Source organism: Nocardioides sp. (assembly GCF_050246775.1).
GTDB lineage: Bacteria > Actinomycetota > Actinomycetes > Propionibacteriales > Nocardioidaceae > Nocardioides.
Map to the genome: position 1 here is coordinate 167,526 of NZ_JBFWVK010000005.1, position 22,774 is coordinate 190,299.

At 69.4% G+C, this 22,774-nt stretch carries 22 protein-coding genes; 8 read left to right on the forward strand and 14 right to left on the reverse strand.

The window, feature by feature from the left end; all coding sequences use genetic code 11:
* Positions 1 to 40: 40 nt before the first annotated feature.
* Positions 41 to 469 carry a division/cell wall cluster transcriptional repressor MraZ gene (gene mraZ, locus AB7I40_RS19400; RefSeq protein WP_428345237.1) on the reverse strand — a complete coding sequence of 143 codons (429 nt, stop codon included), beginning with the start codon at positions 467 to 469 and terminating at the stop codon, positions 41 to 43.
* 298 nt (positions 470 to 767) lie between these two features.
* Between mraZ and AB7I40_RS19405 the strand changes: the two genes are divergently transcribed.
* From AB7I40_RS19405 to AB7I40_RS19415, 3 genes are read left to right on the forward strand one after another with little or no spacing between them, the layout of a single operon-like run.
* Entirely contained in the window at positions 768 to 1,742 is a 975-nt protein-coding gene (locus AB7I40_RS19405; protein ID WP_428345238.1) for an AAA family ATPase, read from the forward strand.
* 20 nt (positions 1,743 to 1,762) lie between these two features.
* The gene (locus AB7I40_RS19410) at positions 1,763 to 3,037 is read left to right on the forward strand and encodes a DUF58 domain-containing protein (RefSeq protein ID WP_428345239.1); all 1,275 of its coding nucleotides are present in this window, start codon (positions 1,763 to 1,765) and stop codon (positions 3,035 to 3,037) included.
* Positions 3,034 to 5,448 (forward strand): transglutaminaseTgpA domain-containing protein, encoded by a 2,415-nt coding sequence (locus AB7I40_RS19415; protein WP_428345240.1) that lies wholly within the window; start codon positions 3,034 to 3,036, stop codon positions 5,446 to 5,448. Before AB7I40_RS19410 ends, AB7I40_RS19415 begins: the two co-directional genes overlap by 4 nt.
* A gap of 3 nt (positions 5,449 to 5,451) precedes the next feature.
* On the opposite strand, the gene AB7I40_RS19420 is transcribed toward AB7I40_RS19415, so the two are convergent.
* The 6 genes from AB7I40_RS19420 to AB7I40_RS19445 all read right to left on the reverse strand — a co-directional run bounded on the left by AB7I40_RS19420 (position 5,452) and on the right by AB7I40_RS19445 (position 12,800).
* Complete coding sequence (locus AB7I40_RS19420; protein WP_428345241.1) at positions 5,452 to 5,937, reverse strand: DUF3040 domain-containing protein; 486 nt, start codon at positions 5,935 to 5,937, stop codon at positions 5,452 to 5,454.
* A 62-nt stretch (positions 5,938 to 5,999) separates the two neighbouring features.
* Complete coding sequence (gene dinB, locus AB7I40_RS19425; protein ID WP_428345242.1) at positions 6,000 to 7,232, reverse strand: DNA polymerase IV; 1,233 nt, start codon at positions 7,230 to 7,232, stop codon at positions 6,000 to 6,002.
* Between the two features lie 27 nt (positions 7,233 to 7,259).
* Entirely contained in the window at positions 7,260 to 8,012 is a 753-nt protein-coding gene (locus AB7I40_RS19430) for a class I SAM-dependent methyltransferase (protein WP_428345243.1), read from the reverse strand.
* A 28-nt stretch (positions 8,013 to 8,040) separates the two neighbouring features.
* A complete protein-coding gene (locus AB7I40_RS19435; protein WP_428345244.1) occupies positions 8,041 to 12,000 on the reverse strand; it encodes a DNA polymerase III subunit alpha in 3,960 nt (1,319 codons plus the stop codon).
* The gene (locus AB7I40_RS19440) at positions 11,993 to 12,451 is read right to left on the reverse strand and encodes an SAV_6107 family HEPN domain-containing protein (protein WP_428345245.1); all 459 of its coding nucleotides are present in this window, start codon (positions 12,449 to 12,451) and stop codon (positions 11,993 to 11,995) included. Before AB7I40_RS19440 ends, AB7I40_RS19435 begins: the two co-directional genes overlap by 8 nt.
* A gap of 10 nt (positions 12,452 to 12,461) precedes the next feature.
* Positions 12,462 to 12,800 carry a DUF6504 family protein gene (locus AB7I40_RS19445; RefSeq protein WP_428345246.1) on the reverse strand — a complete coding sequence of 113 codons (339 nt, stop codon included), beginning with the start codon at positions 12,798 to 12,800 and terminating at the stop codon, positions 12,462 to 12,464.
* A gap of 235 nt (positions 12,801 to 13,035) precedes the next feature.
* Between AB7I40_RS19445 and AB7I40_RS19450 the strand changes: the two genes are divergently transcribed.
* The 3 genes from AB7I40_RS19450 (at position 13,036) to AB7I40_RS19460 (ending at position 15,193) form a co-directional block, all read left to right on the forward strand.
* Positions 13,036 to 13,962 (forward strand): homocysteine S-methyltransferase family protein, encoded by a 927-nt coding sequence (locus tag AB7I40_RS19450; protein ID WP_428345468.1) that lies wholly within the window; start codon positions 13,036 to 13,038, stop codon positions 13,960 to 13,962.
* Positions 13,963 to 13,982: 20 nt separating this feature from the next.
* Complete coding sequence (locus AB7I40_RS19455) at positions 13,983 to 14,447, forward strand: YbaK/EbsC family protein (RefSeq protein ID WP_428345247.1); 465 nt, start codon at positions 13,983 to 13,985, stop codon at positions 14,445 to 14,447.
* 152 nt (positions 14,448 to 14,599) lie between these two features.
* On the forward strand, positions 14,600 to 15,193 hold the full coding sequence (locus AB7I40_RS19460) for a DUF4126 domain-containing protein (RefSeq protein WP_428345248.1): 594 nt from the start codon (positions 14,600 to 14,602) through the stop codon (positions 15,191 to 15,193).
* 1 nt (position 15,194) lies between these two features.
* On the opposite strand, the gene AB7I40_RS19465 is transcribed toward AB7I40_RS19460, so the two are convergent.
* Positions 15,195 to 16,493: a phytoene desaturase family protein gene (locus AB7I40_RS19465; RefSeq protein ID WP_428345249.1), complete on the reverse strand. Its 1,299-nt coding sequence runs from the start codon at positions 16,491 to 16,493 to the stop codon at positions 15,195 to 15,197.
* A 67-nt stretch (positions 16,494 to 16,560) separates the two neighbouring features.
* Here AB7I40_RS19465 and AB7I40_RS19470 point away from each other — a divergent pair, with 67 nt between their 5' ends.
* On the forward strand, positions 16,561 to 17,532 hold the full coding sequence (locus AB7I40_RS19470) for an alpha/beta hydrolase (RefSeq protein WP_428345250.1): 972 nt from the start codon (positions 16,561 to 16,563) through the stop codon (positions 17,530 to 17,532).
* 1 nt (position 17,533) lies between these two features.
* On the opposite strand, the gene AB7I40_RS19475 is transcribed toward AB7I40_RS19470, so the two are convergent.
* Genes AB7I40_RS19475 through metF form a run of 3 tightly spaced genes read right to left on the reverse strand, consistent with a single transcriptional unit; the run spans position 17,534 to position 20,288 of the window.
* Positions 17,534 to 18,760 carry a YibE/F family protein gene (locus AB7I40_RS19475; RefSeq protein ID WP_428345251.1) on the reverse strand — a complete coding sequence of 409 codons (1,227 nt, stop codon included), beginning with the start codon at positions 18,758 to 18,760 and terminating at the stop codon, positions 17,534 to 17,536.
* A gap of 3 nt (positions 18,761 to 18,763) precedes the next feature.
* Positions 18,764 to 19,372, reverse strand: coding sequence for an SIMPL domain-containing protein (locus AB7I40_RS19480; protein WP_428345252.1), 609 nt, complete (start codon positions 19,370 to 19,372; stop codon positions 18,764 to 18,766).
* Positions 19,373 to 19,403: 31 nt separating this feature from the next.
* Positions 19,404 to 20,288: a methylenetetrahydrofolate reductase [NAD(P)H] gene (gene metF, locus AB7I40_RS19485; protein WP_428345253.1), complete on the reverse strand. Its 885-nt coding sequence runs from the start codon at positions 20,286 to 20,288 to the stop codon at positions 19,404 to 19,406.
* Positions 20,289 to 20,353: 65 nt separating this feature from the next.
* Here metF and AB7I40_RS19490 point away from each other — a divergent pair, with 65 nt between their 5' ends.
* On the forward strand, positions 20,354 to 21,421 hold the full coding sequence (locus AB7I40_RS19490) for a polyprenyl synthetase family protein (protein ID WP_428345254.1): 1,068 nt from the start codon (positions 20,354 to 20,356) through the stop codon (positions 21,419 to 21,421).
* 8 nt (positions 21,422 to 21,429) lie between these two features.
* On the opposite strand, the gene AB7I40_RS19495 is transcribed toward AB7I40_RS19490, so the two are convergent.
* Genes AB7I40_RS19495 through AB7I40_RS19505 form a run of 3 tightly spaced genes read right to left on the reverse strand, consistent with a single transcriptional unit; the run spans position 21,430 to position 22,699 of the window.
* On the reverse strand, positions 21,430 to 21,879 hold the full coding sequence (locus AB7I40_RS19495) for a barstar family protein (protein ID WP_428345255.1): 450 nt from the start codon (positions 21,877 to 21,879) through the stop codon (positions 21,430 to 21,432).
* Positions 21,876 to 22,319, reverse strand: coding sequence for a ribonuclease domain-containing protein (locus AB7I40_RS19500; protein WP_428345256.1), 444 nt, complete (start codon positions 22,317 to 22,319; stop codon positions 21,876 to 21,878). The genes AB7I40_RS19495 and AB7I40_RS19500 overlap by 4 nt, the downstream gene beginning before the upstream one ends.
* Positions 22,320 to 22,333: 14 nt before the next feature.
* On the reverse strand, positions 22,334 to 22,699 hold the full coding sequence (locus AB7I40_RS19505) for an Rv2175c family DNA-binding protein (RefSeq protein WP_428345257.1): 366 nt from the start codon (positions 22,697 to 22,699) through the stop codon (positions 22,334 to 22,336).
* Positions 22,700 to 22,774 lie beyond the last annotated feature (75 nt).

Here is a 22,774-nt window from a genome sequence, read left to right on the forward strand (position 1 = left end):
GCGATTCCGTGGTGCTGTCGTGCAGTGATGCTGGTGTGGGTCAGATGCCGGGGAAGACTTCGTCGCTGAGCTCGGAGAACTTCTGCTCCTGTTCCTCCGAGTACTGCTGCCACGAGGCCGGGTCCCAGATCTCGATCCGGTTCATCGCGCCGATGACCATCACGTCCTTGCGCAGTGCTGCGTAGTCGCGCAGCACCGACGGGATAGAGATGCGGCCCTGCTTGTCGGGAACTTCCTGTGTCGCGGCCGAGAACAGCATCCGGACGTAGTCCCGGGTGCCCTTGTTGGTCTGCGACGCCTCTCCGAGACGTTCGGTCAGACGGTCGAAGTCAGCGTTGGACCAGACGGTGAGACACCGTTCCTGTCCGCGTGTGACCACGAGCCCCTCCGACAATCCGTCTCGAAATTTGGCCGGGAGGAACAGGCGGCCCTTGTCGTCCAACTTGGGCGTGTAGGTGCCGAAGAACATCCAGCACCTCCCCGCCTGACCCTTGCTCCTCCACTGCGCTCCACCTTACCCCACTTTCACCCACCGTCAACCATATTCCGGGTGTTTTGCGCTCACGACGCACCCTCTTTCGCACCCGCCTGCTCCCCACGCACACCCGGTCGCAGCAGCGTCCTCAGGCTCGATCGCGGCCGAATCCGACAGGGGTGGTGCAAAGTGGGGGGAAGGGTGGGGAGTGCGGCAACTTGGCTGCACGCATACGGTTGACTCGAAAACGACGGGCAGCAGTCGCCCGCTCGCGTGGCTACGGAGGCAGACAGTGACGGATCCGACCTCAGGGGGAGCCGACCTCGACACGTTGGCGCGCATCACCACCCAGGTGCGCACCAACATCGAGCGCGTCATCGAGGGCAAGAGCGACGTCATCAACACCGCGCTCGTCGTGATGCTGGCTGAGGGCCACCTGCTGATCGAAGATGTTCCGGGCGTCGGCAAGACGATGCTGAGCAAGGCGCTGGCCAGGTCCATCGACTGCTCGGTACGCCGGATCCAGTTCACCCCCGACCTGCTGCCCTCCGACGTGACGGGGGTGTCGGTGTTCAACCAGAACACCCGCGAGTTCGAGTTCCGCCCCGGTGGCGTGTTCGCCAACATCCTCGTCGGCGACGAGATCAACCGCGCCTCGCCGAAGACCCAGTCAGCGCTGCTCGAGTGCATGGAGGAGCGTCAGGTCACTGTCGACAACACGACCTACCACCTCGACACCCCCTTCATGGTGATCGCGACCCAGAACCCGATCGAGATGGAAGGCACCTACGCCCTGCCCGAGGCTCAGCGCGACCGCTTCATGGCACGGGTGTCGATGGGCTATCCGGTGGAGGCCGCCGAGATCGCCATGCTCACCACCCACACCGGGGTCAGCCCGATGGACGACCTGGAGTCGGTCACCGACGCGGCCGGCATCGGCAAGCTGATCGATATCGTGAAGCAGGTCCACGTCTCCCAGGGCGTCCAGCGCTACGCCGTCGCCCTCACCACCGCGACCCGGCGCAGCACCGACCTCACCTTGGGGGCGTCGCCGCGCGCGACCCTTCACCTCGTGCGGGCTTCCAAGGCCTCCGCGGCGATGGCCGGGCGCGACTACGTGCTCCCCGACGACATCCATCGCCTGGCCAGGTCGGTGCTCGTGCACCGACTGTTGCCCGGCGTCGAAGCGGCGATGGGTGGACGCAGCGCCGCCACGATCCTCGACCAGGTGATCGGCACCGTCGCCGTGCCAGAAGCCCAGGGCTGACGGGTCCGGGGGGCGACACCGTGCGAAGTGGACTCTCGGGCCTCACCATCCGCGGGCGGGCGTTCCTCGCAGCGGGCATCTCGGCCATCGTGTGCGCGATCGTGCTCGGCGAGTCGTCGCTGGTGCGCATCGGGGGGCTCGTGGTGGCCCTTCCCCTCATGAGCGCCTACGTGATCGGCAAGGCCCGCTACCGGTTCGCGCTCGTGCGCACGATCTCTCCCCAGATCATCGAAGCGGGCCAGCCGGCCCGGGTGGAGCTCCAGCTCACCAACGAGGGCCGCGCGCCGACCGGCGTGCTGCTCCTGGAGGAGCACCTGCCCTACGTGCTGGGCAACCGACCCCGGTTCGTCCTGGAGGGCATCGCCCGTGGGTGGCGGCGCCACGTCGCCTACCAGGTCCGCAGCGATATCCGGGGCCGCTACGAGATCGGTCCTATGACCGTGCGCGTCAACGACCCCTTCGGTCTGGTGGAGCTCGGACGCTCCTTCCACACCAGCGTTCCACTCATCGTGACCCCTCGAACCGTCCCCCTGCCACCGATTCCCTTGAACGGCGCCCTCACCGGGTCTGGAGACAATCGCCCGCGCGCGTTCGCCATCGGTTCGGCGGAGGACGTCATGGTGCGCGACTACCGGCAGGGTGACGATCTGCGCCGGGTGCACTGGCGCAGCAGCGCCCGGGTCGGCGAGCTCATGGTGCGCCGCGAGGAGCAGCCCTGGCAGTCGCGCGCCACCCTGTTCATCGACAACCGTGCCGTCGCACATCGCGGCCACGGGGTGGCCTCCTCCTTGGAGGCGGCCGTGTCGGCCGCCGCGTCCGTGGCCCTGCACCTCAGCCAGCGCGGCTTCGCCGTCCGCCTGGTCACCGCCCACGGCGAGGATCCCAGCACCGTGTGGCACGACCGGGCGTCCTCGACCAACACCACCCCGTTGTTGGAGTCCCTGGCTGTCCTGGAATCAACCAACCAGGCACGGATCAACACCTCGTGGATGGCCGAGAGCAGTCGCTCCGGCCTGACGGTGGCGGTCCTCGGAGCTGTCACGGAGAAGGACCAGGCAGCCCTGCGCCGGATGCAGCTGCACGCTGCTTCCGCGTTGGCCATCGCGCTGGACGTCGCCCGTTGGGAGTCACCGTCGACCGCCTCAGCACATCGCGAACCGAGCTGGTTGTCGAGCCAGGGGTGGCGCTCGGCCGCCCTGGGACCGCGCGACTCACTGGCCACCGTCTGGCAGGAGCTGGGTCGCTCCGGCGCGTCGCTGTCGGTGGCCCAGGTTCACGGGCAGGTGTCGGGATGAGCCGGCCGCGGGTCTCCCTACGCCAGGGACTCCTCTTCGCCGTCGTCACCGGGCTCACGGTCTGGTTCACCCTGCTCACCTGGACCGGGTTCGCCCAGGAGTCAGGAGAATTCCTCACCCCGCTCTTCGTGCTGGCGCTGGTGCTGCCCATCGGCGGCGCGGCCCTGCGGTGGCTGCGGACCCCGGTCCTCGTCGTACCCCTGGTGCAGCTGGCTGTTGCCGGCCTCGTCCTGGTGGCGTGGTTCGGGAACGGTTCCGGTTCGGGTCACCTACCGACTCCGGCCGCTGTGGCCGACACCATCCAGGCCATCCGCGACTCGGTCGCCACGGCGCGCGACTACGCCTCCCCCGTGCCCGCGGGTGTCCCGACGGTCGCCCCACTGCTGGTGGGCTGTGGCGCACTCGCGCTGATCCTCGTCGACCTCCTGGCCGGCGGCTTGGGCAGAGTGCCGGCCAGCGGGCTGGTGCTGCTGATGGTCTACACGCTGCCGGTCACCATCTGGGGACGCAGCATCACCTGGTCGGTGTTCGTGCTCGCCGCCGGTGGCTTCCTGGTCATGCTGTTCCTGCGCGAGGACGAACGGTTCTCCCAATGGGGCCGGCAGATCACCGCGGAGCCGTCAGCGGCCAACGACACCGGGTTCGGTGTCCGGACCGGATCTGCGCGGAGCAATGCCTTCACGGTGGGCGCGACGGCCACCCTCGCCGCACTGATCCTGCCTGCCCTGATCCCGACCCTCAGCCTTGACCTGCTGGGCAACGGTCGCGGGCCGGGCAACGGCGACAACGTCACCATCGTCAACCCCATGACCGATCTGCGCCGTGACCTGAAACAGGGGCGCGACGTGCCGCTCCTCTTCGTCACCACCGACCAGCCGGACCCCAGCTACCTGCGCTACTCGGTGCTCACCAACTTCAACGGTCGTGAGTGGACCACGGGAGACCGGGCCATCCCTGGCGACCAGACCGCCAACGGCAAGGACTTGCCGGCCCCCGTCGGGGTCGACAAGTCGGTGCCGACCACCACGTACGACGCCACCTACCAGAGCACCGACGACTTCCGGTCCTACTGGTTGCCGGTGCCGTTCCCCGCAGCCACCGTGGAGGCGCCGGGGCTGTGGAAGTACGACCGCTCGACGATGGACTTCCTCTCCGGGAACAACGAGTTCGCCACCGACCTCAGCTATGCGGCGACCGGCGTCGACCTTGATCTGACGCAGGATCAGCTGCTGGCGGCCGGGGCTCCCCCGGTGTCGATCCTGACCGACTTCACCGAGCTTCCCGAGGGCCTGCCGCCGCTGGTGCGCAAACTCGCGTTCGACCTGACGGTCGGACGCACCACGGACTTCGAGCGCGCCGTGATCCTGCAGAACTGGTTCCGCTCCGATGGCGGCTTCCGGTACAGCCTGGCGACGTCGAGCGGCAACGGCTCCAGCGACCTGGAGGCGTTCTTGTCGGACGGCCCCAATGGTCGCGTCGGCTACTGCGAACAGTTCGCCTCGGCCATGGCGGTGATGGCGCGCTCCATCGGGATTCCCGCGCGGGTGGCGGTGGGCTTCCTGATTCCCGACCAGACTGGTGTCGACAGCTATGTCTACTCCTCGAAGGACCTGCACGCCTGGCCCGAGCTCTACTTCGAAGGCTCAGGCTGGGTGCGCTTCGAGCCCACTCCCGGTGGCCCGGGCGGACGCACCGGCGCTGCGCCGGCGTACACCCGTGGCGGACTGCCGGAGCCTGAGCAGACCGATTCGACCAGTGCCAGCGCGTCTCAGAGCCAGGAGCCCTCGGCGGCGACAGCCAGCGCGGACAAGCCGACGGTGGCGCCGGACGCGGGGGCCACGGACAGCGCTGACACCAGTGGCTTCCCGTGGGTGCGTGCGCTGCTGCTGCTCCTGGGGCTGATGCTGCTCGTCGTCCTGGTGATGGTGCCGCGCACCCTGCGTCGACTGCGACGCGAGGCGCGATGGCGGTTGGGGACAGCCGAGGCCGCTTGGGCCGAGCTGCGTGATGCGGCGACCGATCTGGGGGTTCCGTGTCCTCCGGGGCGCTCGCCGCGGGCCACCGGTGACCAGCTCGGCGAACACTTCGCGGCCGTCGGCGACCTGGCTCGCCCGGTCCTGGGACGCGCCACGGACCCGGTGGCGAGTGCCGCGCTGGAGCGGCTGGTGCTGGCCCTCGAGATCGAGCGTTATGCCCCCCGCCCACTGGAGGTCCCGACGGCACAACTGCGCGAGGACGTGATCGTCTGTGTCTCTGCGCTGCGCAACGGGGTCAACGATCGCCGACGTCGTCAGGCCGAGTGGTTGCCGCGCTCACTGCTGGTCAGCGGACGACCGAGTGCTCGTCCTCACCCTGACGACGTGGAGTCAGTCACCAACTCCGACCAGATCGTCGAGCACGTGGGGCAGTGAGGCTCAGAAGCCGTTCTCGCGGCGGCGGCGCCACCGCTCCTCGATGCGGTCCATGAAGGATCCGCGCGACTGGTTGCGGCTGCGGCGGTTGCGGCTGCGGCCACCGTCGACGACGCGGAGGCCGGGGTGGGCCTCACCCGACTCCGTGGTGGTGGCCTGGTTGGACTGGCCGCGGATGGCAGTCAGACCCACGGTCGCCGAGAGCAGCATGACCACGAACCCGGCGATGCCGAGGGGGGCGATGCTGAGCACCGCACCGGCCATCAGCCCGACGACCCCGGCCACGAAGACGACCCCGGCCACGATGGCTCGGCGTCGGGCGTTGCGACGAAATGACGTGCCTCGCAGGGCCGAGGCGAACTTGGGATCCTCCTCGACGAGCGCGCGCTCCATCTGCTCGAGCAGTCGCAACTCTTCTTCCGAGAGCGGCACGTCTTCCTCCCCGGCTCGAAACTCGTTGTCGTGGATCCACCCGGTCTGCGGGTCCACCCTCAAGTCTAGGCAGGCCTTCAACATATGGGGTAGGCAACGGGAATAATTTTCGTACCTGATCATGAGATGAGGCTGGCCGGTCCCACAGCGGATGCTCCGAAGCGGCGTACGGCGCGGTCCACGGCCCGGTCCGCGTCGGACCACCCGTGTTCCGGCTCTCCCAGGACGAGCTGTCGATGCACGCTGGAGCGCACCATCAGTCCCTCCACGCGCACCCCCACCAGACGGATCCGGGCGCGCTGCAGACCGAGGGCATCGTAGAGCGCGGTGGCGGTCCGGTAGACCTCCTGGGTCACGTCGGTGGCTTCGGGCATGGTGCGAGACCGGGTGATGGTGGTGAAGTCGGCGAACCGGACGGTCAGGGTGACCGTCCGGCCGGCCACCGATGCCCCACGCATCCGCCCGGTCACCTTCGCCGTCAGCCTCAGCACCTCGCGGAGCACGAGCTCGCGATCGTCGATGTCGCGACCGAAGGTCTGCTGGGCGCCCATGCTCTTGTCAGGCGTCGTGTCTGCCCCGCCACCGAGCCCGAAGAACCCGACCGACCCCGTGCTGACCACCCGACGGTCGGTGCCCCAGGCCAGTTCGTGCAGCTGGGTGCCGAGAGCCGTGCCAACTGCACGTTGCAGCGTGGGCAACGGGGTGTGCGCCACGTCGCCGACCGTGATCAGCCCGAGCCGGTGCAACATCGCCTGGGTCTTCTCCCCCACTCCCCACAGGTCGCCGACGTCGAGTGGGTGGAGGAAGGAGGTGACGGCGGCGGGGGGGACGACCACCAGGCCGTCGGGTTTGGCGCGCCGGCTGGCCAGCTTGGCCACCGACACCGAAGCGGCGATCCCCACCGAGCAGGTGATGCCCTGCTCGTCATGGATCCGGGCGCGCAGGTTCTCTCCGATGTCGTAGGGAGTGCCGAGGCGACGGGTCGAACCGCTGACGTCGAGGAACGCCTCGTCGAGGGAGAGCACCTCCACCAGCGGGGTGACCTGACGAAAGTTCTCCATCACCGAGGACGAGACCAGCGTGAAGGTCTCGTAGTCGGGAGCGATCACCACTGCCTGGGGGCAGGCCCGCCGAGCCCGGGTCATCGGCATGGCCGAGTGCACGCCGTACTGACGGGCGAGGTAGTTGGCCGAAAGCACCACGCCCCGGTTGCCGCCGCCCACGATGACAGGGACCTCGAGCAGCTCGGGTCGCTCGCGGACCACCACGGAGGCATAGAAGGCATCCATGTCGATGTGCAGGATGTGGCACTCGCGCGACTGCTCACGCAGGGCGTCGTCCCGGCGGGTCATGGGAGCGACCCGCTGTGATCTGGACGATCAGCGTCGGGCGACGACGTGCAGCTGCGTGGCGAGCGGAAGGAACTCGGGTCGTTCGGCGACCGCCTGCTCGAGATCGACCAAGGCGGCGGCCGCACCGGGTTCGAGGTCGAGCAGGGAGCCGGGGACCAGGTCGGCGAACACCCGGACGCCATGGATCGTGCTGAGGGTGAAACCGGCGGCCGGGAGCAGGGTGAGGAGTTCGTCGCGGGTGAACCTGCGACCGGTGCCACGTCCACCGATCGAGGTGGCAGCACCGATGGTGTCGTCGTCGAGCAGCGCCCGGGCCTGCTGGAAGTGACCGGCCATGGCACGGGCGATGACAGCTGCGTGCCGTTGGCTGACCAGGAGACTGAGCGTGCCCCCTGGGCGGAGCACCTCGGCGATCGAGGCGAGAGCGGCGGCCGGGTCGTCGACGTACTCGAGGACGCCGTGGCACAGCACCACGTCGGCGCTGCCCGGGGCGACCACGTCGAGCAGGCTGGAGGCATCACCCTGGTGTCCTGTGACCCGGTCGGGGACTCCGCGCTCCTGGGCGCGACGCCCCAACGCCGCGAGGGCGTCAGGGCTCGGGTCGACCACCACCACCCGGTGCCCGAGCTCGGCCACCCGGACGGCGAATCCTCCCGTCCCGCCCCCGATGTCGAGGACGTCCTTGTGACCGTCACCGTCGAGGACCGGGTGCAGGGCGCCCCAGACGACAGCGGTGCGGGCGGCACCTCGGCGTTCGCTGGCAGAACGGTCGCTCGACATGTCTCCCAGCCTAGTGGGACACCCCGGTTCATCCTGCGCTCCCCGGACTGCGATGCCACAACTTGCGCGCGACGTCACGAGTCTCCTCCCCGGCCGGCTTGATGTCGGAGTAGGGAGACATCTTGAAACCGCTGGAGTGAACCAGCACCCGCCGTCGCCCCATACCGCCGGCTGCACCCCGGCCGTCCGCCTCGGTGGGCGCCATCACCGGTCGGGTGCTGCGGCTCTCAGCCGCTCCTGTGATGGCATCCTCGCTCGCGTTGGTGTAGCCCTCGGGCACCATCGCCATGAACTCCCGGACCGCAGCCATGCCGTCGCTGCGCCACCGGGCGTGCAGGTCAGGGAGCTCCCAGCAGCCGGTGGCCCGCAGCGACACCCCACGACGCCCCGTGCGCCGCAGCTCGCCGCGCACCACCAGCAGCCAGGAATGGAAGACGGTGGCGGCGTAGGGGCCCTGGGCATCCTCGAAGAAGGTCGCGTCCACCGGGCCCGTGGAGTCGTCGAGGGTGAGGAAGATGACCCGTCGTCCGGACCTGATCGGTGGGGTCTGGGTGGCCACCTTGACGCCACCGACCAGCAGCTCGGACTTGCTGCGTCTGGTGAGCAGGTCCTTGCTGCGGGTGATCCCGAGCTCGTCGAGGAACTCGGCGTAGGAGTCGACGACGTGGCGACTGGCATCGAGACCGAGGATCTCGAGCTCGGCCTTCATGCGCTCCTGGGGGTTCATCTCCGGCAGTCCGCTCACCTGTCCCTCCCCTGGTTCGTCGCCGAGATCGAGAGTGAGCTGGACGGAGGTCACGGGAGGCGGTGTCCGGGTCGCCCTCGACTGGGCGGCGGCCTTGGCCCAGACTCCGTCGCGGGGCGGTCGACCGTCGACGAAGTGCTCGTCGGCTTTCGGTGGTCGAGCCTGTCGAGACCCGGCGCGGGTCGTCGGGTCACTGCTGTTGCGCTCCCCGGCCTGGTCGACCGTGACGTCGGCAGGCCGGATCGCCAGTGCGACCCGGCGACCGGCCAGACCACGCCCGCGGCCAGCCTTCTCGACCGCCCGGGCATGCCGGTCGAGTTCGGCGACCTGGAGCAGCAGGTCGCGGCGGGTCACCTTGCCGCGGCGGCGGACGCCATCGGTTGCTCCGAGACTGGAGCCGATCCCGTAGGCCGAGTCGAAACCACCGGCCAGCACCAACCGCTCGACGATCGGTCGTGACACCCGGGCCCGGTGCCAGAAGTCGGTCAGGGAGTGGAACGGTCGGGACGCGATGATCCTGTCGACCTCGGCCTCGTTGATGCCCTTCACCTCTGAGAGCGAGAGCCGGATCCCCCACGCCCGACCGTCGGGCAGCCCGGGTTCCACCGGACGTGGGTCCTGTCCCAGTACTCCCGGTGGTGGTTCGTCGAGGGGACCCATCGGTTCCACGACGTAGGTCTTGGCGCTGGCATTGACATCGAGGCCGAGCACGGCGATGCCGAACTGGCGGGCGTCGTCGAGGATCAGGCGTTTGGGGTACATGCCCGGGTCATGGGTCAGGACACCGGCCAGGAAGTGCGCCGGCCAGTGTGCCTTGAGCCATGCGGACTGATAGGTCGGCAACGCGAAGGCCGCCGCATGGGCCTTGCAGAAGCCGAAGGACGCGAAGGCGGCCAACACCTTCCACATCTGCTCCACGACCCGGGACGAGTAGCCGCGTGCCATCGCCCGGGGGAAGAACCAGAGCTTGGTCTCGGCCATCCCGTCGACGTCGCCGAGCGCACGACGCTTCTCGTCGGCCTCCGCGTAGGAGATACCGGTGAACAGGGCGATCATCTCGATCACCTGCTCGTGGAAGACCACCACGCCCTGGGTCTGGCCGAGGATCGGCCGCAGGTCGTCATGGAGGTAGCTGGGTGCCTTCCACCCCTGTTTGGCATTGAGGTAGGGGGTGATCATGTCGCTCTTGACCGGTCCGGGACGGAACAGCGAGATGTCGGTGATGATGTCCTCGAAGCTCTCGATCCCGGACTTCCCAACCAGCTCACGCTGGCCGGGAGACTCGATCTGGAAGACCCCGAGGGTCTTGGCCTGACTGATCATCGAGTACGTCGCCGGGTCGTCGAAAGGCACCTGGGTCTCGTCGTCCAGATCGATCTCTGGCCCGTCGACCCGCTTGATCTCCTCGAGAGCGTGAGCCATGGCGGACTGCATGCGGATGCCGAGCACGTCGAGCTTGAGCAGGCCGAGGTCCTCGACGTCGTCCTTGTCGAACTGGCTCATCGGGAACCCGGCATAGCTCGCCTCGACCGGGGTGCGGTCGAGCAGGGTCGCGTCGGAGAGCAGCACCCCGCAGGGGTGAACGGCGATGTGGCGGGGCAGCCCGTCGAGACGCTCCACGAGCCGGAACATGAGGTCGAGCCGCTCCTCCCCGAGCCCCGAGGCCCGAAGTTCGGGCAACTCGCGCAGAGCCACTCGGGCGTCTCGGGCCCTGATGTGCGGGAACGCCTTGGCGATGGCGTCGGTCTCGCCGGGCGGCATCCCCAGGGCTGCCCCGACGTCCCGGACCGCATGACGGACCCGGTAGGTGTCCATCATGGAGACGCACACGCAGCGCTCACCACCGTAGGTGTCGAGGATCGCGGAGTAGACCTCCAGCCGACGGGCGGACTCCACGTCGACGTCGATGTCAGGCAGGGCCTGTCGCAGGGGTGAGAGGAAGCGCTCCATCAGCAGTCCGTGACGGATCGGGTCGACCCCGGAGACGCCGAGCAGGTAGTTGACCAGGCTGCCTGCTCCCGAACCGCGAGCAGCGCATCGCACTCCCATCCTCCGGATCAGGTCGGTGACGTCACCGACGGTGAGGAAGTAGGACGCGTAGCCGAGGTGTCCGATGATCTGGAGCTCGTCGTCGAGCCGCTTCCAGATCCGCTGTCGGGGAGCGGAGCCGTAACGATTGCCGATCGCCCCCTCGCAACGCGCCCGCAGCAGACCGTCGGCTGTGGTAGCCGTGCTCGAACCGGTCGCGGCTGCCGACAGCTCGAACTCCGGGAAGTGCACCTCCCCCAGTCCGAGGTCACGACGCGGGTCGAGCGCACACCGGTCGGCCAGGGTGCGGGTGCGGGCCAGCAGGTCGCGGGCGTCCCGCTCCCCCAACCCGGCAAGGCGGCAGATCTCCTCGGCCATCTCGTGCATCTGTTTGCCGGACTTCAAGAAGCCCTCGGCATTGCCCCGGTCCACATGGCGGTGGTCCAGGGCGACCAGTCGCCGAGCGGCGTCGAGGACATCGACGGTCGGCGCATCGAGCCGATTGGCGTAGCGCACGGCGTTGGTGAGCACCACGCCGAGCCCGAGCCGTCGGGCCAGTCCGGTCATCCGGGCCGCGTGGGGTGAGGACCCCGGCCCCCATCCGTGCGAGGCGCTGGGCAACCGATGGGACACGACCTCCACGACGAGGTTCTCCGCCGGCACGATCTCGCGCCACCGGGCGAGTGCGGCCTGCGCCCGGTCATCACGCCGCTGAGCGGCAGCCACCCCGACCTCGGAGGTGGGTCCGAGCAGCACCATCACGTCACCGCCGGCGAGGTGCTCGGCGATCTGGTCGAGTGACACCACCGGTCGACCGCGCTCCCCGGCGAGCTGGGTGGTGGAGACCAGGCGACAGATGGCAGCCCAGCCGGCACTGCCGCTCGACCCTGCGCTCGCCAGGAAGGTGGCCCTGGGGAGCCAGGGTTCGCGAAACGACCCTCCCCGGACCGGGTTGCGACGTCTCACCTGAACGACGTCAGGCGGGCTTGGGAGCAGGGGGCTATAGGCCAGGTCGACACCCAGCACCGGGCGGATCCCGGCACGCAGACAGGCCTTGGCGAACTTGATCGCACCGTAGGTGCCGTCGCGATCGGTCAGTGCCAAGGTGTCCATCTCCTGCTCCGCGGCTCGTTCGACGAGCACGTGGGGATGGGAGGCGCCGTACTGCAGTGAATAACCCGACGCCACGTGGAGATGGACGAACGGGTCAGGCACTCAGCTCTCCCCTACCCCTGCCGGCGCCCCTGTTGGCGAACAACTGCTCCTCGTAGGGGACGTGGGGGGTGAGCCCGAGTGCGATCTCGACGACCCCGAGGAACCGATCGGCGTCGCGGATCAGGTCGTCAGCTTCACGGGCGCTCACCGCCCGTCGCGACCCTGCCTCAGCGGCCGCACGCTTGGCGGCGCCCGAGGCGAAGAAGGAAGCCCACTCCGAGAGCTCGGGAGCCACGTCGGCCAGGAGGACCCACGCGTTCTTCTGGGCCTTGCGCCGGGGCGGGGACGGATGGGCCCGCGCCGCCAGGAGCGCAGCGGTGGCCCGCAGGGCAGACACGTGCGCACAGGCATAGCGCGTGGGAACGTCGGTCGAGGTCATGGCCTCGGTCAAGGACTCAGCGGCGCGAGCGAGGTAGGAGTGGGTGGTGGCTGGCAGCACCATGGGTGGCATCGAGATCACCTCAGTCCACACAGCCGACGAGCTGCCAGTTGCCATCGGCCCAGTCGAAGGCCAGGTCGAAGACTCCGGAGGAAGCCGGCCCAACACCGGCCTCGACCCGCCAGAACTCGCGTTCTCCCAGGAGGTCGGTCCCCCGGAGCTCGGGAGTAGAGGGGTCGTCGGACCCGATCACGGCCCGAACCCCGCTGGACTGCCACCAGGGCCCGGTCTCCACCCAGTGCGCAACCACATCGCGCACCTTCCACAGTCGCCCGTGCCAGAGGAACTGTTCAGGAGCCTCCAGGGCTGGCTCCCCCACCATGCCCCTACGCACTTCAACAGGGTCGTCGTAACGTCGCATCGACCGCTCCTTCCCCAGAGCACTTCGCGAACCGGATCGACCCCTGGGCAGCTCCGGCGAGACGGGGGTCGAGGTCGTCCCACCGGAGCTGAGTTGTTCGAACACGTGTTCGAACAGAGCCAAAGATACACCTGCCCGCCGACAGTCCGTCAATCCCTTCCTGATCACTTGTGGACGACAGCCACCAACCGAGAAACTGAGACCGTCCCCACCGCGAGGAGTGACTGTGAGCGCCATGCCGCAACTCGAAGCAGATCTGTTCCTGACCGATGGTGGCCTCGAGACCACCCTGATCTTCGAGGACGGCCTCGACCTCCCCGACTTCGCCGCCTTCGTCCTGCTCCAGGACCCCGACGGCCGCGCTGCCCTGGTCCGCTACTTCGACCGCTATGCCGAGATCGCCCGCCGCGACGACCTGGGCGTAGTCCTGGAGACCCCCACGTGGCGTGCCAATCCCGACTGGGCCGAGCGCCTGGGCTACTCGCCATCAGCACTCGACGCCGCCAACCGCGACGCGGTGCACCTGCTGCACGAGATCAGGGGCCGCTGGCAGACGCCCGGCTCCCCCGTGGTCATCAGCGGCTGCCTCGGACCCCGTGGCGACGGCTACGTCGTCGATTCCGCCATGACCGCCGGCCAGGCGCAGGAGTATCACGCCCCGCAGATCCGGTCCCTCCGCGCAGCCGGGGCCGACCTGGTCTCCGGCCTCACCATGACCTACTCGGCCGAGGCCACCGGTCTGGCTGCTGCCGCCCGAGCCGAGGGGATCCCCGCGGTCATCTCCTTCACCGTCGAGATCGACGGCCTGCTCCCGAGCGGAGAGAGCCTGGCCGAGTCCATCGAGACCGTCGACGCCGCCACCGACAGCTACCCGGCGTACTACATGGTCAACTGCGCCCACCCGAGCCACTTCGCACACGTCCTGGCTGCAGACGCACCGTGGACCCAGCGGATCCGCGGTCTTCGCGCCAACGCCTCACGACTCAGCCATGCCGAGCTCGACGAGGCCGAGGATCTCGACGGTGGTGATCCGGTCGAACTCGCCCAGGACTACGCCGAGCTCCGGGCAGACCTCCCGCACCTGAGCGTCCTGGGCGGCTGCTGCGGCACCAACCACGAACACGTCAGCGCGATCAGTCTGGCTGCACTCGCCGGCCGCTGACCTCATCTAGGGTCACCTGCATGGCTGAACATTCCTCGATCACCCACTTCCGGACCACTCTCGAGAGCCTCGGCGGCACCGGCCGGATCGTCGTACTCCCGGACTCGGTGCACACAGCAGCGCTGGCGGCCGAGGCCCTCGGCTGCGAGGTGGGCGCCATCGCCAACAGCCTGCTGTTCGAGTCCGACGGTTCCCCCGTGCTGATCCTGACCTCGGGTGCACACCGGGTCGACACGGCCCTCGTGGCAGAGCACACCGGAGCGCTGAAGCGGGCCACACCCGAGTTCGTGCGTGAGCACACCGGGCAGGTCATCGGCGGGGTCTCCCCGATCGGACACCCCGCTCCGGTCCCGACGTGGCTGGACACGGCGCTGCGCGGCTACGAGGTGCTCTGGGCCGCGGCCGGGCACCCGGCCGCGGTGTTCTCCACGACGTACGACGAGCTCCAGGAACTCACCGGCGCCCGTGAGCTCACGGTGAACTGACAGCTGGAAGCCCGGCCCGGACCCACCCCCGTGGAGCCCCGGACCGGGCTCACGACCGATCCTGCCGGTGATCACCGACAGGCGGATGGGTCCGGATACTCAGTCCGTGACGCCGAGTGAGCCCAGCGCCGCCCAGCCCTATGCTGACCTCCGTGGACTCACTCGCGCTCGCGTTCTCCAGCGGTTGGGCCAGTGGCATCAACAGCTATCTCGTGGTGCTGGTGCTCGGCATCGCCGACCGGGTCAACGACTTCGACCAGATTCCCAACGTGCTGGGCCGGTGGGAGGTCCTCGCGCTCGCCGGCTTCCTCTATGCCATGGAGTTCGTCGCCGACAAGATCCCCTTCATCGACTCCACCTGGGATGTCATCTCCACTGCGATCCGACCCACTGTCGGCGCGGTCATCGGCGTGCTGCTGGCCGGTGACGCCACGTCCCTGGACCAGGCGATCTCGGGAGTCGTCGGCGGCGGCACCGCCTTGGCCTCGCACTCGGTGAAGATGGGCAGTCGGCTGGCGATCAACTCCTCCCCGGAACCGTTGTCCAACATCGGCGCCAGCCTGGCCGAGGACGCCGCGGTCCTGTCGGTGGTGTGGTTCGCGATCGAGCATCCCCGGGCCGCGGCTGCCATCGCCGGCGTGCTGCTGGCGTTCGGGCTGGTGTTGCTCTACTTCGTCGCCAAGCTCATCCGTCGTGGGTGGCGGCGTTGGAAGGGCCGCGGGCCGGTGCGCCAGGGCGTGGGCTGAGTCAGGTCGCGGGCCCGATCGCCTGGGCCACCAGAGCCGCAGAGAGTCCGACGAACGGCAGTCCCCCGCCCGGAGCGGCGTGCGCGCCGGCGGCGTACACCCCGCCGATCGGAGTCCGGGGGCCCAGTCGGTCACGGATGGTGCGACGTCCCTGCCAGAGCAGACCGTCGGGTGAACCGCCCCAGTCCGCCACGAGCTCGACCGGCGTGCGGTCGATCCGGACCACCACCTGCTCACGGACGTCGATCCCGCGGGCGGCCAGTGCCTCGACCGGGTCGGTTGGCGAGCCGCGATGCTGGAGCGTCCACGCGTGGTGTCCCGAGGGGGCCCGGCCACCGGTACGGACCACCAGGAGACCCGCACCGTGCACAGCGGTCTCGGGGGCGAGAGCCGGCACCTCCCCGCTGAGACCGAGGTAGGTGGTGGCCGGTGGGGTCACCGGGATGGTCCGGCGGACGTGGGGTGCCAGGGCGGGCAGCCGCCTCGGGTCCACCGCCACGACCACGGCATCGGCGGCGAGCTCCTCGGGACCGATCCGCACGGCCACGACCCGGTCGTGGCGGACCACCAGATCGGTGACGGTGCCGGAGAGCACCGTGACCCCTCGCGTGGCCAGCCGCCTGGTCAGCGCGGTGGCCAGAGTGGCCATGCCTCCCGGCAGCGTCCAACCACCGAAGGCCTGCTCGACGTACGACGTGGTGCCCAGCCAGGCCGGGACCGAGCGCAGGTCGTGCCCGGCGTACACATGCGGGAAGGCTGCCACCTCGCGTAGTCGCGGATCGGCCAGGACACCCGTGATCCTGCGGTGCAGCGACTCACGCGAGAGCAGTCGGCGGGCGAGCTCGCGGGGCGCCACGTCGGGGGCCCAGGGTCGCTCCAGGTAGTTGCGGCGGATGAGCTCCCAGTCGTCGGCATAGGCGGCGACGAAGTCGCACCACTGGTCACCGAGCCCGGGGCCGAGGGCATTGAAGGCACCCAGCTGTTCGGCTCTCGAACCACCATGGACCGACACACGACTGCCGTCGGCGAACCGGTGCTCGCGGAGCACCGGGACCTTGATCAGCTCCAGCTCACGCTCGATCGGACGCCCGGACTTGCGGAACAGGTCGCGCACGACGGCGGGCAGGAGGGAGTACGTGGCCGCCGAGTCCCACATGTAGTCGTCGCGTTCGACCGGTCGCAGGGCGCCGCCGAGGGTCTGGCCGGCATCGACCAGGGTGACCTGATGGCCCAGCTTGGCGAGGCGGGCCGCGCTGGCCAGTCCGCCCAGGCCACCGCCCACCACCACCACGCCCGCCATGCCCGAGACCCTAGTTGACCTCGGCTCGCCCGGAGGAGCTCCCCGGCCGGTGCGGCAGACTGCCCGGGTGAACGAGAGCAACGTCCCGGCTGGTCGGATCTGGTGGCGTGCAATCCTGGGTGCTGCGTGGCTGTCGGTGGCCACCTGGACCTGGGTGACCAGCGCCGACGTGCTGCTCGCCAGTCATCCCGCCCATGCCGTCACGGCTGCCCTCGCCGGCCTGGTGGGGGTCATCGTGCTGGCGTTGGCAGTCGTCGCACTCGCACGACGCCGGGCCGGGCTGTCCGTGCCGACGCGCGCTCGGTGGCTGGTCCTCGCGTGGCGCGGGCTCGCCCTGCTCGTGAGTGCCGCTGTGCTGGGTTCGCTGGTCTACCTGCGTCCGTTCAGTGCCACCGACGACGCGATCGCGCTGGTGGATCACAGCGGCGCGGTCAGGGTGGACGACTCGACGACACGGTTGACCCTCACCCCGGTGGGCACTGCCCCGGACACCGCGCTGATCTTCCAGCCGGGTGCCCGGGTGGACCCACGTGCCTACCTCCGGCTTCTCGAACCGGTGGCCGCGGCTGGCTACCTCGTGGTGATCGTGAAGCAGCCGTTCGGGATCGGCTTCACCGCCCTCGGCGCGCCAACCGGCATCATCGCCGACCACGACGAGATCGACCACTGGGTGCTCGGAGGGCACAGTCTCGGCGGCGTCGCCGCGTCCTGGTACGTCGAGCGCCACCCCGCCCAGATCGCGGGTCTGCTGCTGTGGGCGTCCTACCCGCTCGACTCGCTGGCCGCGATGACCGAGCTTCACGTCACCTCGGTGTCCGGGACCCAGGACGCCCTGGCGACGCCGGCCGACATCGAGGCCAGTCGCGCCGACCTGCCGCCGGACGCCACGTTCGTGGCGATCGAGGGTGCTGTCCATTCCTTCTTCGGCGACTACGGTGTGCAGCCCGGCGACGGCGAGCCGTCGGTCAGCCGTGGCGCCGCTCAGGAGGAGATCGTCGAGGTCAGCACGGCACTGTTGGCCACGCTGACCTCTGACTGAGTCAGTGCCGGTGCCGGCGTGGTGTCGCGTCGCCGGGGCCGGCAACGGTGGCCACGGCGATCGCCGTGGTGACGGGCACGGCGAGCACCAGTCCGATGGAGCTGGCCAGCGTGCGCACCACCTCGATCGCGATGTCCTCGGTGCCGAGCAGGTCGAGCAGCGGTCGGTCATACAGGTACAGCACCAGGAGCACGGACAGGGCCGCTCCGGCGTAGGCGAAGACGATCGTGTAGATCGTGGAGGCGATGTGGTCGCGACCGATCCGCATCGCGCTGGTGAAGAGCTCGCGTCGAGGCAGGTCAGGCGCGGCGGCGCGCAGCTCCCAGACCGCCGAGGACTGCGTGATGGTCACGTCGTTGAGCACCCCGAGACCGGCGACGATGATCGCGCAGGTCAGCAGGCCACGGAAGTCCAGGTCCCCTACGAGCGACTGCAGCCTCAGTGAGGTCTCGTCCCCGATCCCACTGAGCCGGTTGACATCGACGGCGACGTGGGCCAGCGCAGCCGTGATCGCCACGCCGATGAGCGTGCCGGCCAGAGCGGTGCTGGTGCGGATCGTCGGCCCGTGGGCCACGTAGAGCACCACATACATGATGGCTGTGGCGCCGACCACGGCCACCGCGAGTCCGGATCCGCCCGACAACAGGGCCGGCATCATGAACTTCACGATCACCACACCGCTGAACGCGAGCCCCACCAGCGCCAGGAGTCCGCGCAATCTCGCCACCGCACCCACGACCAGGACGAAAAGCAGCGTCATCCACAGCAGCGAGTGGCCGCGATCGACTCCGAAGAGGGCATAGCTGGCCGGGCCGCCGCCCTCGCCGGGGATCCGCTGCATCTGAACACTGTCACCGGTGCGCAGGCCGGCCTGCGCCTGCGGACCCACCAGCGGCACCATGACCTCGGTCCCTTTGTCGGGGCCGGTGTCGAGGGTCACCGACATCTGGCCACAGGACTTCGCACCCTGGTCCGCGCCACCGGACGCCTGGGTACACGGCCGCTGGACCTCGGTGATCGTCGCGTGTGGGTAGGTGACGCCGGGAGCACTGAACTCCACCTCCCCACCAACCTCTCGCAGGGTGGCTTCGTCCGGCCACAGCCGGAACAGGCCGACGAGGGTGGCCACGGCTACGAGGGCCAGGGCGAGGAGCAGGATCAGCCGCGGACGTGCGCTGGCCGCGACGTCACTGGAGCCGCCGCGGGAGTGGGAGTGTCCGCCGGCCACGAGTCAGGACGACAGGTCGAGAAGCTCGAAGGTGACGTCCAGCGAGAGCGCCAGCGCCCGCTCGCCGGGTTGGAAGTCCGCCTTGGCGGAAGCCGCGAAGGCTCGGACCCCGCCGGAGTGGCTGTCTCCCTCGGCCAGCGACAGCACCTGGCCCAGACGGGCCCCGGACAGCGTGGCCAGCTCGGTGGCCCGAGCCACCGAGTCGGCGTAGGCCGCCGCCCGTGCCTGCACCTGAGCCGCACCCTTGTCGGTGACCTCCAGCGAGACCCCCTCGACCTGGAGTCGGTCACCGACGGCTCCGACCAGCGCCTCCAGCAGGGCGCCGGCGACATCGAGGGAGGGACACCGGATCTCAAGCGCGTGCCGGCACTCGAAACCATCCGGGTGGTTGTCCTGGTCGGTGACCGGCCAGACACTCAGGTCGCTGGAACCGATGCGGGACTCCTCGACCTCGCCACGAGCGGTCTCGGTGATGGCAGCCACGGCCGAGCCGACCCCCGCGAACGCCTCGCCCACCGAGGCGGCACGGTGCGCGGCGGCCACCCGGACGACTGCGGAGTCAGGGATCACCCGGACATGGCCCCGGCCGGTGACAGAGACGGTACGAGTCATGACGTGAAGGCTAGTGGCCGCACCAAGATCGTCAGACCGTGATCCGCAGGGCCGTGAAGATGTCGCGCGTCGCCCTCGACCGGTTCAGTGTGTAGAAGTGCAGGCCTGGCGCTCCGCCCGCCAACAGTGCCTCGCACATCTCGGCGGCCACCGCGATGCCCTCGGCACGCAGCCCGACCGGGTCGTCGGCGTGAGCGGTGATGCGCTGGACCACCTCGGCTGGCAGATCCCGGCCTGACAACTCAGCCATCCGACGCACCTGGCCGAGATTGAGGATGGGCATGATGCCCGGAAGGATCGGCATGGTGACGCCGACGGCCTTCGCTCGCTCCAGGAGCGCGAAGTAGTCAGTGGCACGGAACACCATGTCGGTGATCGCGAACTCCGCGCCCGCCCGCTCCTTGGCGAGCAGGACCTCGGCATCGCGCTCGAGGGAGGGTGCCGAGGGATGTCCATCGGGGAACGCCGCGACGCCGACCGTGAAGTCCGGGGCAGCGAGCTCGACGAGGTCGCTGGCATAGGTCAGACCACCAGGGGTGGGGGTCCACTCCGCCCGAGGTCCGTCCTGCGGGTCCCCGCGGAGGGCGAGCACGTTGTGCACGCCGGCTTCGGCATAGGAGGCCAGGATCGCCTGCAACTCGTCGCGGGTGTGTCCCACACAAGTCAGGTGGCCCAGCGGGAGCATCGGGGTCTCGCGCGCGATGCGACCGGTGATCCGCACGGTCGTGTCGCGGCTGGTGCCCCCGGCGCCGTAGGTGACGGAGACGAAGGTGGGCTGATAGGGCTCCAGTTCGCGGATCGCGTCCCACAGCTGCGCCTCGCCTGCTTCGTCCTTCGGCGGGAAGAACTCGAACGAGAAGGACTGCTCCCCTTCCCGCAAGCGCTGCCCGATGCCGCGTCTGCTGGGAGAACTCATGGCACCAGTCTAGGAAGCCCACCCCGGCACCGCGGACCGGTTCCACATGGGAATACGCTCCCCCGGTGAGCTCTCCCCTCGACTCCGTTGCCTTCGCCGCCCGGATCCAGGGTGTCCTCGACGACTTCGTGCTCCACCAGGCCAACCGGCTGGCACCTCTGGGACCTGACGCAGCGGCGCTGGTGACCGAGGCCAGGAGATCGGTCACGGGGGGCAAACGATTCCGAGCCGCCTTCTGCTACTGGGGCTTCCGGGCACACGCCGGCAGCGTGGCAGACGAGACGGCGCTGCTGCGTGCCTGTGCGGCGCTCGAGGTGCTGCACGCCAGCGCATTGGTCCACGACGACCTGATGGACGCCTCGGACACCCGCCGGGGCCGTCCCTCCACCCACGTGGCATTCGAGGCAGCGCACCGCAAGGCAGGCTGGGAGGGCGAGCCGGGGCAGTACGGCGCCGCGGCCGCGATCCTGCTGGGTGACCTGCTGCTGAGCTGGGCCGACGAGCTCCTGCGCCGCTGTGGGCTCCCCCTCGACCGGGTCTCGCGGGCCCTGGAGGTTTTCGACCAGTGCCGATCCGAGGTGATCGCCGGACAGTTCCTCGACGTCTCGGTGCAGGCCCGAGGACGCGCCGACGTGGAGACAGCCATGACGGTGCTGCGCTACAAGTCCGCCAAGTACTCCATCGAGCGGCCCCTGCACATTGGAGCAGCGCTGGCCGGAGCCAGCGACGACCAGCTCGCCGTGCTGAGCACCTTCGGGCTCCCGCTCGGCGAAGCGTTCCAGTTGCGCGACGACCAGCTGGGCGTCTTCGGTGATCCCGCCAGCACCGGCAAGCCTGCCGGCGACGACCTGGTGGAAGGCAAGCGCACCGTGCTGGTGGCCCTGACGCTCGACGCCGCCGCGGCGGCCGACGGAGCACATCTCGATGCAGCCCTCGGCACCGCCCTCGGCCCCGATGAGGTCGAGGAGCTGCGCCGGATCATCTCCGAGTCCGGGGCCAGTCATCAGGTCGAGTCCGTCATCGACGAGCTCACCCGGCTGTCTTTGGAGGGGCTGGAGCGGGCCGCCATCGACGACGATGCTCGTGCCGCCCTACGTGCCCTGGCCGACGCTGTGACCCAGCGGTCAGTCTGAGGAACCGCTCAGTCCAACGAGGGGACGTCGACCAGGTCCGGGCCGTCGCCGCGGAGCAGGACGCTGAAACGACCCGCCTCGATCTCGTCGACGCGTTGCGACAACACGCTCAGCGCGACGGAGAACGATCGTTCGTCGGCCCGCGCGAACGGCCCCCACCCGTCCCACAGGAAGATGGTGCCGCCCTGCTCCTCAGGATCCTCGGGATAGCTGCCGACATCGCGCAGACAGTCGAGCAGGGCGTCGAAGTTGTGCCCGTAGTAGTCCGGGAACCCGAAGGACTCCCCGATGGCGGTCAGGAACTCGGCCTTGGTCTCGGTCTTCCACCCGTCGAGGTAGGCGAACCGTGCCCCGGCGTGCTCGACGGTGTGGCGCACGTCCTCGACCTCGAAGGCGGCGTGCCAGCGGTAGATGCCCGGCTCGTGGCGTCCGGCAATGAGCGAAGCCAAACCCGTCATCGCGCGATCCTCCTGAAGGAGTCGTAGTGGTCGTCGGTGTAGTAGAACTCGCCGGAGTCGCCGACGACGATTCGTCGCGCACCGCGATCGTTGGATCCGGGGGTCGGCACGGTGTACTCGTGGTAGTAAGCGCGCTCGTGATCGGGCAGGATGCCTTCGCGATTCTCGAAGGTCACGCCGTCTCGGGATCCTGGGAACGGGCCACCCTGATCGATCAGGTCGAGCATGTCCTGGCCCTCGGCCGGCAGTTCGCCGACCGACATCGTCCCCAGTCTCGAGTCCCCGTCGGCCGTGGGCGACGCAGCGGCCACGATCGACGGCGTGGTGCGCGTGTCGGCCTCGGTGTTCGAGGAGTCGTTGCCCTGGACCCACCACGTCAGCACGGCTACTGCCAGGGCCAGTGCCACGCCGGCCAGGGCCCGCCGCTGCGACGTCGACATCGGTGCGCCTGAACTCAGAGGAGGGCCTGGGCGCGGCGCTTGGCCTCGGACCCGCGGTTCTCGCGCAGGGCGTCGATCGGTGCCCCGGGCAACTCGGCATCGGTGAAGATCCACTCGATGGCCTCGCGGTCATCGAAGCCGTGGTCGTGCAGGACGGTCAGCAGGCCGGGCAGACCCTTGACGATCTCACCCTCCATGATGAAGGCGGCCGGGATCTGCTGGCCGGCTCCGGGGGACGGTACGGCGGCAGCCAGGCGATGCTCGCGGATCATGGTCCGGATCTGGTTGACACTGGCGCCCAGTTCCTGGGCTGCGGCCGCCCAGTCGAGCCATTGCGGCACCAGGGCCCCGAGGTCGACCGAGGTCTCGTGCTCATTCATGGCATCCACTCTTCCACCACCCCGGCGACCCCTGAAATCGGCGCGTTCAGGGGCTCTCGGACACGCCTGGGACCG

Excerpts from the sequence above, each read along its gene's own strand:
- metF (WP_428345253.1), bottom strand. The coding sequence starts at position 20,288 with ATGAGTTCTCCCAGCAGACGCGGCATCGGGCAGCGCTTGCGGGAAGGG.
- AB7I40_RS19440 (WP_428345245.1), bottom strand. The coding sequence starts at position 12,451 with ATGCCACCCATGGTGCTGCCAGCCACCACCCACTCCTACCTCGCTCGC.
- AB7I40_RS19445 (WP_428345246.1), bottom strand. The coding sequence starts at position 12,800 with ATGCGACGTTACGACGACCCTGTTGAAGTGCGTAGGGGCATGGTGGGG.
- AB7I40_RS19465 (WP_428345249.1), bottom strand. The coding sequence starts at position 16,493 with ATGGCGGGCGTGGTGGTGGTGGGCGGTGGCCTGGGCGGACTGGCCAGC.
- AB7I40_RS19430 (WP_428345243.1), bottom strand. The coding sequence starts at position 8,012 with ATGTCGAGCGACCGTTCTGCCAGCGAACGCCGAGGTGCCGCCCGCACC.
- AB7I40_RS19450 (WP_428345468.1), top strand. The coding sequence starts at position 13,036 with ATGCCGCAACTCGAAGCAGATCTGTTCCTGACCGATGGTGGCCTCGAG.
- dinB (WP_428345242.1), bottom strand. The coding sequence starts at position 7,232 with ATGACCCGCCGGGACGACGCCCTGCGTGAGCAGTCGCGCGAGTGCCAC.
- AB7I40_RS19495 (WP_428345255.1), bottom strand. The coding sequence starts at position 21,879 with ATGACGGGTTTGGCTTCGCTCATTGCCGGACGCCACGAGCCGGGCATC.
- AB7I40_RS19505 (WP_428345257.1), bottom strand. The coding sequence starts at position 22,699 with ATGAATGAGCACGAGACCTCGGTCGACCTCGGGGCCCTGGTGCCGCAA.
- AB7I40_RS19415 (WP_428345240.1), top strand. The coding sequence starts at position 3,034 with ATGAGCCGGCCGCGGGTCTCCCTACGCCAGGGACTCCTCTTCGCCGTC.
- AB7I40_RS19500 (WP_428345256.1), bottom strand. The coding sequence starts at position 22,319 with ATGTCGACGTCGCAGCGGCGGGCCCTGGCCGGCGTGGCACTGGCCCTG.
- AB7I40_RS19455 (WP_428345247.1), top strand. The coding sequence starts at position 13,983 with ATGGCTGAACATTCCTCGATCACCCACTTCCGGACCACTCTCGAGAGC.
- AB7I40_RS19480 (WP_428345252.1), bottom strand. The coding sequence starts at position 19,372 with ATGACTCGTACCGTCTCTGTCACCGGCCGGGGCCATGTCCGGGTGATC.
- mraZ (WP_428345237.1), bottom strand. The coding sequence starts at position 469 with ATGTTCTTCGGCACCTACACGCCCAAGTTGGACGACAAGGGCCGCCTG.